The organism is Streptomyces sp. NPDC005181 (assembly GCF_040608395.1).
In the GTDB taxonomy this organism is placed as follows: domain Bacteria; phylum Actinomycetota; class Actinomycetes; order Streptomycetales; family Streptomycetaceae; genus Streptomyces.
This window is the reverse complement of the sequence record NZ_JBEXID010000015.1, coordinates 56,136-67,668: the sequence shown is the minus strand read 5'-3', so window position 1 is coordinate 67,668 and position 11,533 is coordinate 56,136. Positions and strand designations below refer to the sequence as shown.

8 protein-coding genes are annotated in these 11,533 nt (G+C 69.4%); 2 read left to right on the top strand and 6 right to left on the bottom strand.

Translation table 11 applies throughout. The features are described from left to right. Positions 1-11: 11 nt before the first annotated feature. Positions 12-197 (bottom strand): hypothetical protein, encoded by a 186-nt coding sequence (locus tag ABZV38_RS13145; protein ID WP_356326948.1) that lies wholly within the window; start codon positions 195-197, stop codon positions 12-14. Between the two features lie 26 nt (positions 198-223). After that, a complete protein-coding gene (locus ABZV38_RS13140; RefSeq protein ID WP_356326880.1) occupies positions 224-1,171 on the bottom strand; it encodes an SPFH domain-containing protein in 948 nt (315 codons plus the stop codon). 221 nt (positions 1,172-1,392) lie between these two features. Between ABZV38_RS13140 and ABZV38_RS13135 the strand changes: the two genes are divergently transcribed. Further along, positions 1,393-3,612: a transglycosylase domain-containing protein gene (locus ABZV38_RS13135; RefSeq protein ID WP_356326879.1), complete on the top strand. Its 2,220-nt coding sequence runs from the start codon at positions 1,393-1,395 to the stop codon at positions 3,610-3,612. 84 nt (positions 3,613-3,696) lie between these two features. Here ABZV38_RS13135 and ABZV38_RS13130 read toward each other — a convergent pair whose 3' ends face one another. The 4 genes from ABZV38_RS13130 to ABZV38_RS13115 form a co-directional block, all read right to left on the bottom strand. Beyond that, positions 3,697-5,160: a catalase gene (locus tag ABZV38_RS13130; protein ID WP_356326878.1), complete on the bottom strand. Its 1,464-nt coding sequence runs from the start codon at positions 5,158-5,160 to the stop codon at positions 3,697-3,699. Between the two features lie 133 nt (positions 5,161-5,293). Then, positions 5,294-7,288 (bottom strand): SpoIIE family protein phosphatase, encoded by a 1,995-nt coding sequence (locus ABZV38_RS13125; RefSeq protein WP_356326876.1) that lies wholly within the window; start codon positions 7,286-7,288, stop codon positions 5,294-5,296. Between the two features lie 371 nt (positions 7,289-7,659). Next, positions 7,660-8,367 (bottom strand): DUF402 domain-containing protein, encoded by a 708-nt coding sequence (locus ABZV38_RS13120; RefSeq protein ID WP_356326947.1) that lies wholly within the window; start codon positions 8,365-8,367, stop codon positions 7,660-7,662. A 53-nt stretch (positions 8,368-8,420) separates the two neighbouring features. Beyond that, positions 8,421-9,869, bottom strand: coding sequence for a class II fumarate hydratase (locus tag ABZV38_RS13115; protein WP_356326875.1), 1,449 nt, complete (start codon positions 9,867-9,869; stop codon positions 8,421-8,423). A 106-nt stretch (positions 9,870-9,975) separates the two neighbouring features. Here ABZV38_RS13115 and ABZV38_RS13110 point away from each other — a divergent pair, with 106 nt between their 5' ends. Then, positions 9,976-11,505 (top strand): ricin-type beta-trefoil lectin domain protein, encoded by a 1,530-nt coding sequence (locus tag ABZV38_RS13110; RefSeq protein WP_356326874.1) that lies wholly within the window; start codon positions 9,976-9,978, stop codon positions 11,503-11,505. The last annotated feature ends 28 nt before the right edge of the window (positions 11,506-11,533 follow it).

Genomic DNA, 11,533 nt, shown 5'->3' with positions numbered 1-11,533 from the left:
CCGGCCGCCGCCTACTGCGTCGGGGGCTTCGGGGGGCGGCCTCGGCGGGGAAGGGGGGATGTTGTCTTCGGCAGGCGGCCCGCCTCTGCCAGTGCCCTGCGCAGCAGGAACTCGATCTGGGCGTTCGCGCTGCGCAGTTCGTCCGAGGCCCAGCGGGCCAGCGCGTCGTGCACCGCGGGGTCCAGCCGCAGCAGCATCTGCTTGCGCTTCGGGGTTTCTTCCGTCACTGGTAGAGCGTGCCCGTGTTGAGGACCGGTTGCGCCGCACGGTCACCGCACAGCACCACCATCAGGTTGCTGACCATGGCCGCCTTGCGTTCGGAGTCGAGCTCGACGATGTCCTGTTCGGCGATCCGGGTCAGCGCCATCTCGACCATGCCGACCGCGCCCTCGACGATCTGCTGACGGGCCGCGACCACTGCGCCCGCCTGCTGACGCTGGAGCATCGCGGAGGCGATCTCCGGGGCGTATGCGAGGTGGCTGAAGCGGGACTCGATGATGCGTACGCCGGCGGCCTGCACCCGTGCGGTGAGCTCGGCGGCCAGCTTCTCGGTGATCTCGTCCGCGTTGCCGCGCAGCGTCAGGCCGCCCTCGTCGTGGGCGTCGTACGGGTACTCGATCGCGATGTGGCGGACGGCCGCCTCGGTCTGCGTGGCGACGAACTTCCGGAAGTCGTCGACCTCGAAGAGCGCCTGCGCGGTGTCCTCGACCTTCCACACGACGATCGCGGCGAGCTCGATCGGATTGCCGTAGGCGTCGTTGACCTTGAGGACCGCGGTCTCGTGGTTGCGGACCCGGGTGGAGATCCTGCGGCTGCTGGTCAGCGGGTTGATCCAGCGCAGTCCGTCGGCGCGGATGGTACCGACGTACCGGCCGAAGAGCTGGATGACGCGGGCCTCGCCGGGCGCCACCATCTTGACGCCGCTCATGCAGAAGAACGAGGCGATGGCCAGGAGCACCCCGACGACGAGGAGCGGGATGCCCGCCCCGTTGTGTCCGCCCGCGTCCAGGACGCCCCCGATGATTGCCAGACCGACGCCGAGGAACACACCGAGGACGGTCAGGAGCAGGCCGAAGCCGCCGGGGATGGAGTGGGCCGTGGTCTCCCGGACCTGCGGCTCGGGCATCTCCGGTCCACCGTCGGTCTGCGCCGCTATCGGCTGGTCGGTCATGGTTCCCCCTGTTTGTGTGTCTAGCGCGTTGCTAGCAATGTGATTACACATTAAGCGATTTCGCAACCATGCGCACCTCCCGGGAGTCGGTTCCTTAGGGAACGGGTGCTAATTGTCACGTCCGGAAAAGACCGGATCGCTCACTTTTTGTCCTTGCCGACAGTGTTAGCTGGCTGGGCTGAGCGGATCAGGCCGAGCAGAGAAACGGGAGCAATACAGCGATGGGTCGAGCGGATGCGCGACGAGCCCAGCAGCGCGGAGCGCGGCGGGCTACGAAGAGCGGCGGCATACGCAGACTCTTCACCTGGCGGAAGATGCTGGGCACGTTTTTCGGGTTCTGCCTGCTGATCATGGGCGCCTTCGTGGCGCTCTACCTGTACGTGGACATACCGAAGGCCAACGCCCTGGCCGAGCGGCAGAGCAACGTCTACCAGTACAGCGACGGCGCAGTGCTGACCCGTACCGGTGACGGGGTCAACCGCCAGATCGTGGACCTCGACGAGGTCCCCAGGGAGGTGCAGCACACCTTCGTCGCCGCCGAGAACAAGACGTTCTACAAGGACAAGGGCGTCGACCTGAAGGGCACCGCGCGCGGCATCCTCAACACCCTCTCCGGCAAGGGCAAGCAGGGTGGCTCGACCATCACCCAGCAGTACGTGAAGAACTACTACCTGACGCAGGACCCGACGGTCAGCCGCAAGCTCAAAGAGCTGGTGATCTCGCTCAAGGTCGACCAGAAGAAGGACAAGGACTACATCCTCGCCGGGTACATCAACACCGCGTACTACGGACGCGGCGCGAGCGGGATCCAAGCCGCGGCGCAGGCCTACTACGGGGTCGACGCCAAGGATCTCAACGTTTCCCAGGGTGCCTATCTGGCCGCACTGCTCCAGGCCCCCAGCCAGTACGACTGGGCAGTCGCGACGCCCACCGGCCGGAGGCTCGTCAAGGATCGCTGGGCTTACACGCTCGACAACATGGTCGGGATGCACTGGCTCGACAAGACCGAGCGCGACACCCTGAAGTTCCCCGTCCCGGACAAGCCCAAGCCCGCCCGCGGCATGGAGGGCCAGACCGGATACCTCGTCGAGGCCGCCAACAAGGAGCTGGACAAGCAGGGCATCACGGGGGACATGCGGCAGGCCGGCGGCTGGACCTTCACCCTCAGCATCGACAAGAAGCGGCAGAAGCAGCTGGAGGAGTCGGTCGACCGCCGGCTGGAGTCCAAGCTGGACCGCAAGGGCAACAAGGTCGACGCGACCGTCCAGGCGGGTGCCACCTCCGTCGATCCCAAGACCGGCGCAGTCGTCGCGCTCTACGGCGGGGTGGACTACGTCAAGCACTACATTTCCAACGCCACCCGTCGGGACTACCAGCCCGCCTCCACCTTCAAGCCGCTGGTGCTCGCCTCCGCGCTGGAGAACGAGGCGAAAACCCAGGACGGCGATCTGATCGGCGTCAACACCCGCTACGACGGCACCAGCAAGCGGCCGGTCGTGGGCAGCGACACCCCGTTCGCCCCGGAGAACGAGGACAACCAGAGCTACGGTGACGTCACCGTGCAGACCGCGATGAACAAGTCGATCAACTCGGTCTTCGCGCAGATGGTCGTCGACGTCGGCCCGCCCGAGGTGAAGGAGACCGCGCTGGCGCTCGGCCTGCCGGACCAGAACTTCCCCGAGCGCCCCGCCATCACGCTGGGCACGATGAACGCCTCGACCTGGGACATGGCGGGCGCGTACGCCACGCTCGACAACCACGGCCGGAAGGTCACCCCGTTCATCGTGAAGTCCGCCAAGCACCGGGACCGCACGGTCGAGCCGGTCGATGGCATCGGGAATCAGGTGATCAGCCGCAAGTCCGCCGACACCGTGACCTCCGTCCTGAGGGGCGTCGTGGACAGCGGCTCCGGCCAGGCGGCCAACACCTCGGCCTATGAGGCGGCGGGCAAGACGGGCACCTCGGAGAACAACAAGGCCGCGCTGTTCGCGGGCTACACCCCGGAGCTCACCACGGTCGTGGCGCTCTTCGGCGAATCCCCCAAGGACGGCGGCGGCCAGGTCAGTCTGACCGGTACCGCCAACGCCGGCCGGGCCAACGGTGGCGGCTTCCCGGCGCAGATCTGGGCGGACTACACCCTCGGCGCGCTGGGCGGCGGCTCCAGTGCCCAGTTCGATCTGCAGGACGTCGAGCGCGGTGAGGTCTCCGTGCCGGCCAGCCCGTCGACGAGCCCCTCGGCGTCACAGAGCCCCGACCCGTCGCCGTCCGAGTCGTCGGAGCTGCCTTCGCAGAGCCCGAGCGAGGCGCCCAGCGATTCGACCAGTCAGTCGCCCATCGAGCCGCCGAGCGAGTCCCCCGTCCTGCCGAGCGAGTCCCCCGTCCTGCCGGGCGGGGGAGCGAACTCCGGGCGGCCGGGAAACAACAACCCGCTCAATCAGTGAACGCATGAGAGAGCAGTGAACGCATGAGAGAGGGGCGGTGCCGACCGGCACCGCCCCTCTCCTCTGTGTCCGCGTACGACGGTGTCAGCTGCCGTTGACCTCCTTCGCAACCCGGTCGCCGAGGTCCTTGTCGACGTTGCGCCAGTACTGCAGCGCCCGCTCCAGGACCGGGCGGCTCACGCCGTCCAGGAGATGGCCGGAAATGTTCGACACGAGCCGCTCGCGCGCCGCGTCGTCGAGCACCTTGCGGACCATCGTGCCCGCCTGGCCCCAGTCGTCGTCCTCCCGGTGCAGCTTGTATGCCTCGTGGACCATCTCGCCCGCTGTGGCCCAGCCCGCCGGATCACCGAAGCGTTCGGTGTCCGCGGCCGGTCCGCCGTACGAGTTCGGCGCGTAGACCGCTCCCGTGCGCGTCGGCTCGTACCGCATCGGACCGTCCTTCGCGTACGAGTTCCGGCCGAAGCGCGGGCGGTTCGGCGGCAACTGCGCGTAGTTCGGGCCAATCCGGTACCGGTGGGTGTCCGGATACGAGAAGAGCCTGCCGAGCAGCATCTTGTCGGGCGACGGACCGATGCCGGGCACCAGGTTCGACGGCTCGAAGGACGCCTGCTCGATGTGGACGAAGAAGTCCTCGGGGTTCTCGTTCAGCGTCATCCGGCCGACCTCGATCAGCGGGTAGTCGCCGTGGGGCCACACCTTGGTCAGGTCGAACGGATTGAACCGGTAGTCCGGTGCGTCGTCGAACGGCATCACCTGGACGTACAGCGTCCAGCTCGGGTGATCGCCGCGCTTGATCGACTCGAACAGGTCGCGACGGTGGACGTCGCCGTCGATACCGGCCATCTCGTCGGCATCGGCCTGAGTGTAGAAGTCGATGCCCTGGTCGGTCTTGAAGTGGTACTTGATCCAGAACCGCTCGCCACCCGCGTTCACCCACATGTAGGCGTGCGAGCTGTAACCGTTCATGTTGCGGTACGTCTTCGGGATGCCCCGGTCACCCATCAGCCACGTCACCATGTGCGCGGACTCGGGGGAGAGGGTCCAGAAGTCCCACTGCATGTCGTGGTCGCGGATCCCGCTCTCCGGGCGGCGCTTCTGCGAGCGGATGAAGTCCTGGAACTTCATCGGGTCCCGTACGAAGAAGATCGGCGTGTTGTTGCCGACCATGTCGTAGTTGCCGTGCTCCGTGTAGAACTTCAGCGCGAAGCCGCGGGGGTCGCGCCAGGTGTCGGGGGAGCCCTGTTCGCCGGCGACCGTGGAGAAGCGGGCGAGCATGGCGGTCTGCTTGCCCGGTTGGAAGAGGTCCGCCTTGGTGAACTGGCTGACGTCGTTGGTCACGGCGAAGGTGCCGTAGGCCCCGGAGCCCTTGGCGTGGACCACCCGTTCGGGGACCCGTTCACGGTTGAACTGGGCCATCTTCTCGATGAGGTAGTGGTCCTGGAGCAGGATCGGGCCGTCGGATCCGACGGTGAGTGAATGTTCGTCGCTCTCCACCGGGATCCCGGCGTTGTTCGTGGTGTAAGGAGCGTTCTTGGTTTCCTCGGTCACGAGCGTCCTCCCGTCGGTGCGGGGTGTCGGTCAGGTTGTCCAGGCGGCGCCCGGTCACGACCGAGTCAACTCCGGCGACGAGAGGTCGGCAACATGTGGACCTTGTCCAGACTTGGGTTATTTCGTCCGCGCCCTATTGCTGGCCGCGGGTCGGCATCTCGAACCAGACGACCTTGCCGGTCGACAGCCGGGTCGCACCCCACCGCCGGGCCAGCCGGTTCACCAGGAACAGTCCGCGGCCGCCCTCGTCCATGTCGCGGGCCCGGCGCTGCCGGGGCAGCTGCGGGGCGTCGTCGCCGACCTCGCAGCGCAGGATGTCGGTCCGCAGCAACCGCAGCGTCACCGGTCGCTCCGCGTACCGCACCGCATTGGTCACCACCTCGCTGACCAGCAGTTCCACCGAGTCCGAGAGCTCGTCGAGACCCCACCGGCTGAGTGCCCTGCGGGCCAGCCTGCGGGCCCGTCCGGGGGCGGAGTCCTCCGGCTCCAGGAACCAGTACGCGACATCGCTCGGTGCGATCCCGTCGAACCGGGCGGCGAGCAGCGCGATGTCGTCGTCCCGGTCGCCCGGGCCGAGCATGTCGAGCACGTCGTCGCAGAGGGCCTCCAGCGGCGGCGAATGGTCCGGTCCGGTGAGCTGGGCGGTGGCGGCGAGCCGCTCGCGCAGCTGCTCGATCCCGGTCCAGACGTCCCGGAGCCGGGACTCCACCAGACCGTCCGTGTACAGCAGCAGCGTGGCGCCCGAGGGCGCATCCAGCTCGACGGCCTCGAAATCCACCCCGCCGACACCGATCGGGGCGCCGGGCGGCACCCGCAGCACCTCGGCGCGGCCGCCGAGATGGAGCAGCACGGGCGGCGGGTGCCCTGCGTTGGCGATGGTGATCCGGTGCGCGACCGGGTCGTACACCGCGTACAGGCAGGTGGCCATCCGGTCGCTGCCGAGCCGCTGCGCCTGCTCGTCCAGATGGTGCAGCACCTCCTGCGGCGGCAGGTCGAGCCCGGCGAGGGTCTGCGCGGTGGTGCGCAGCTGGCCCATGATCGCCGCGGAGGTCATGGAGTGGCCCATGACGTCGCCGACGACCAGGGCGACCCTGCTGCCCGGCAGCGGGATGGCGTCGTACCAGTCACCGCCGACCCGGGCCGTCTCGGCGGCCGGGAGATAGCGGGAGGCGAGCCGGACGCCGGTGGGCTGCGGCAGCGAGTCCGGCAGCATGGTGCGCTGCAGCTCATCGGCGATGTACGCCTCGCGCCCGTACAGCACGGCCTTGTCGATGCCGAGCGCGGTGTGCGTCGCCAGCTGGGCGGCGACCAGCAGGTCATTGGCCTCGAACGGCGGCCGCTCGGTCCCGCGCAGGAAAACGGCAGCACCGATCACCCGCCGACGGCCGCGCAGCGGGGCGAGGATCGCCCGGTGGCCGGAGGGGACGGTGCGCCCGGAGCCGAGCAGTTCGGGCAGGGCGACGCGGGCCGCCGCGGAGTCCCCGAAGACGGGCCGTACGCCGCGCAGCACCTCGGCGAGCGCACCGCCCGCCTGCACCTCGCAGAGCTCGGCCGCGGGCGTCAGATCGGCGTACGGGTCGATGGCGGGCGGGCGCAGCCGCTCGGTCTCCGGGGAGGTCTCGGTCTCCTCATCGCTCAAACGCAGCCGGTCGGACCGGCGCAGTCGCAGGACGAACGGGGCGACGGGGCGCTCGTCGCCGACCGGGAGCGGATCGCGGAGGTAGACGAGTATGGCGTCGGAGAACGTCGGCACGCTGGCCCGGCACAGGCCGAGGACGATCTCGTCCAGATCTATGCCACGGGCGATCCGGCGGGTCGCGGCGCCCACGAAACGCAGCCGGTCACCTTCGCGGCGGGCCACCGTCTGCGGGTCCGGTCCCGCTGCGGCGGCACTCGGCGAGACGGCGGGGTTCGGCGCTGCCGCGGGGCCGGGAATCGCCGTGGGATTCGAGCCGGGGCCCGACGCGGCGGGCTTCGAGCCGGGGCCCGACGCCGCGGCGGGGCCGGGGATCGCTGCGGTGGCAGGGGCGGCTGCCGGCGCGGCGTCCTGCTGCCGCGGCCGGGCGCGTTCCTGCGACCGGGCCGCGAGAGGCTGCGGGCCTTCGTGGGAGGTGGGATGCTCCGTCACGCGTGGGGTTCCGTCCGTCCGGGCCGGTTGTATGAGGCAATCACCTTGTGGGGCGCCACTGTGCCCCGGCGAGAGCGGTGATGACAACGGCTGCCACCGCATGCCCAGCTTTGCGGGGCCGAAACCGTATGCCTGCGGGGTGTGTCGCTGACAACGTTCCCGCCTTTTCGGCGGCGGACAGCGTGCACATCTCCACCCCCTCGTAGTGGCTTGTGCGGTTCTTGCTGCTCATGCAACTGATGCGGCTCATGAAGATCGTGCAACTCGTGCGATGACTTGCGGTCAGGTCCTGTGCCGCGCCCGCCGGTTGGAGCGGAGCAGCCCTCCGGAGGACGATCCTACGGTTGCCCCCCTGGGGTGCATCAAGGGTCTCACGACGGCATATGCGAGGGCGTACGGTCCCAGTCATCCGGCAGCGCGGGTACGCGCCACCGCGGATCGGGCCGCCAGTTCTCCCAGCCGTCCCGGAAGGGCGCACCCCAGGCGTCGATCACACCGACGGCCGCGCGGCCCGCCTCCCGTACCCGCCGCGCGGTGTCCCGGTCCATCAGACCGACCCGCTGCGCCTGGGCGAATTCGTCCTCGTCCAGCCAGCGCCAGCTGCGGTCGGGGTGCACGGCGATGTCCAGAAAGTGATCCTCGGAGTCGACGCCGCCGGCCCAGCGGGTGCGCGGTTCCTCCAGGTTCACGTACCAGTTGCGAAAGCTCCAGCCGCGGTCCCAGAACAGCCAGACCGACCAGGGATCGCCGGGCCGGGCGAGCTTCAGCACGCCCGTGCCGAACCAGGTCGAGCGGGCGGTGGTACGGGGCGCGGTGTACCGGGTGGCGAGCGGCTCGGCGTGCACACTGGTGCCGTCGGCGAGGACCGGCCGGACGCATTCGGTGCCGGGCGCCATCCAGGCGGCGAGCAGTTCGTCGGTGTCCTGGACGACGGTGACCGGCCGGCAGATGTGGACCGGGCTGTGGGCGCCGCCGGGCGACCGCGGACCGTTGCCGCGGTAGCGCCACAGGATCTGATCGCCCGGCGCCCAGTGCGCGACGTCCGAGGGCTCGGCTCCTGCGCGCGCGTTGTCTCCCATACCTGCCATGGACAGATCTTAGGGATGCGGCTGCCCGGTCGCTGCGATCCACGTCACGGGCGGGTCATACGCAACACGTCGAGCGCCTCGTCGAGCTGTTCCACCGTGAGATCGCCGCGCTCCACGTACCCCGAGGCCAGCACCACTTCACGGATCGTCCGCCGCTCGGCGAGCGACTTCTTGGCGACCTTCGCCGCCTCCTCGTAGCCGATGTACTTGTTCAGCGGGGTGACGACGGACGGCGAGGACTCCGCGTACTCCCGGGCCCGTTCCACGTCGGCCGTGATCCCGTCGACCGTGCGGTCCGCGAGCAGCCGGGAGACATGGGACAGCAGCCGGACCGACTCCAGCAGATTCTTCGCGATGACCGGCAGCATGACGTTCAGTTCGAAGTTGCCGGCCGCGCCCGCGACGGCGACCGTAGCGTCGTTCCCCATCACCTGGGCGGCGACCATCAGGACGGCCTCGGGAATGACCGGATTCACCTTCCCCGGCATGATCGACGAGCCCGGCTGGAGGTCGGGGAGGCTGATCTCGGCCAATCCGGTGCGCGGGCCGGAGGCCATCCAGCGCAGGTCGTTGGAGATCTTGGTGAGCGAGACGGCGATCGTACGGAGCTGGCCCGACGTCTCGACGAGCCCGTCCCGCGCGCCCTGTGCCTCGAAGTGGTCGCGGGCCTCGGTGAGCGGCAGTCCGGTGACGCGGGCGACCTCGGCGATCACGGCGGCGGAGAAGCCGGGCGGGGTGTTGATGCCGGTGCCGACGGCCGTGCCGCCCAGCGGTAGTTCGGCGAGGCGCGGCAGGGACGCGTTCAGCCGCTCGATGCCGTACCGGATCTGCGCCGCGTAGCCGCCGAACTCCTGGCCCAGGGTCACCGGCGTCGCGTCCATCAGATGCGTACGGCCCGACTTCACGACCGTCGCGAACTCGGCGGACTTGCGCTCCAGGGCGGCCGCCAGATGGTCCAGGGCGGGGATCAGCTCGCCGGTGACGCCCGCGGTCGCGGCGATGTGGATGGAGGACGGGAAGACGTCGTTGGACGACTGCGAGGCGTTGACGTGGTCGTTGGGGTGGACCTCGCGGCCGAGGCGTTCGGTGGCGAGCGTGGCCAGGACCTCGTTGGTGTTCATGTTGGAGGACGTGCCCGACCCGGTCTGGAAGACATCGATCGGGAAGTGCGCGTCCCAGCGGCCGTCGGCGACCTCGCCCGCCGCGTCCTGGATCGCGTCGGCGATGTCCGGGGCGAGCACCTTGAGCTCGGCGTTGACCTTGGCCGCGGCGGCCTTGATCCGGGCCAGGGCCTCGATGTGGGCCCGCTCCAGGCGCTGGCCGGAGATCGGGAAGTTCTCCACGGCGCGCTGCGTCTGGGCACGCCATTTGGCGTGTGCGGGGACCTTCACCTCACCCATCGAGTCGTGCTCGATGCGGTACTCGGTGCCGCCGGTGCTGTCGGCCGTGCCGGTCGTGCCGTCCGTGCCGGCGGGGTTCTGTGCGTCGTCCATGGGTTTCAACCTCCTGGAAAAGTTGAGCACTTGTCTTGTTCTGTGTATTCCCAAGTCGCCTACCGGCCAGTAAATACCGGGGGTAACCACAATCCGGGGAGGCGCAATGAGGCGCACCAGACACAGACTCCGCTGTACGGTCGCGGCCGCCGCGGCCATGGCGGCGGCATCAGGCGGCATGACCGCTGCCGCCGGACCGGCAGGCGCGGCACCCCAGTCCGGTACCACCACTACCGCATCCACCCCCCTCTCGCCCGAGCTGGAGGCCATCCGCGCCGCCGAAGCCACCCAGCTGTACGGTGACCCGGCCGAGCGCCCGCTCGCCGACCGCAAGACCGGGCTGATCTCGCTCGGCGACAGCGAGATCTCCGGCGAGGGCGTCGGAACCTACGAGGCAGGCACCAACGGCCCCGACAACTGGTGCCACCGTTCGCCCGACTCAGCCATCCACCGCACCGGGATCCCCGCCGACGTCACGTACAACGTCTCCTGCTCCGGCGCGTACACCGGAAACATCGTGATCGGCGGATCCAAGCAGTACGCCGACGAGCTCGTGCAGAGCGACAACCTCGCCATCAAGGCCCGCAACACCCGCCTCAAGATGATCGTGCTTGTCGCCGGCGCCAACGACGACCTCCAGTTCGGTCCGGTCATGACGGACTGTGTGGAGCGCTGGGTGCTCCTCCAGGGCGCGTGCCGGCCGACGTACGAGGGCGGCTGGCAGGCCCGCGTCGACGGGCTCGTCCCCAAGGTCGAGAAGACCGTCCGCGACCTGAGGACCGTCATGTCCGGGGCCGGCTACGCCAGTAGCGACTACCGGCTCGTGGTCATGGGCTACCCCAGCCCGATCGGCCCCGACTTCAACGACAACCCGAACTTCCCCGGCAAGATTCCGGGTGGCTGCGCGGGTTACGACTCCGACGCCGCCTGGGGCCGTAACGTCGCCGTCCCCGCCTTCGAACGCGGTATGCGCAAGGCGGCCGCCGACACCGGGGCCGTCTACCTCGACAACTCCCGGCTCTTCCACGGCCACGAGGTCTGCATGGAGGACACCTGGGCCCGCGGCCTCTACATCGACCTCTCGCACTTCCCGCCGGACTCCAACTCCGTCCGGCAGTCCTTCCACCCCAACGCGCGCGGCCACGCCGCCTTCGCCTCCTGCCTGACCCAGATCTACAACTCCGGTCTGCGCGAGGCGAGCTGCGCCGACCCGGCGAGCACCGGAAAGCCGGTCCTGGAGCCTGCCGCCTGGGACTCGGTCTTCAAGCCCCTGAAGAACGAGGCCACCGGAACGTGTGCGGACGTCCCCGCGTCGGTGACCCGCAACAACACGAAGATCGCGGGCTGGGACTGCCACGGCGGCCGCAACCAGGGGTGGTGGTACGACGCCGGCACGAAGACCATCCGTACGGAGCTGAGCCACGACCGGTGCCTGGATGTGCCGGGCGCCGACTACAAGGCGGGTGCCACGCTCATCCTGTGGAACTGCTCGGGCGCGGCCAACCAGCAGTTCGTCCGCGAGTCGGGCACGGTGCGCCCGGCGGCTTCGACCGGGCTGTGCCTGACGCTCGCGGCGGCCAAGGACCCGCTGAAGCTCCAGGCCTGCGACGGGACGGCGAAGCAGCGTTTCGCGTAGGTCCGCAGGGCGGATGACGGCGGGGCGG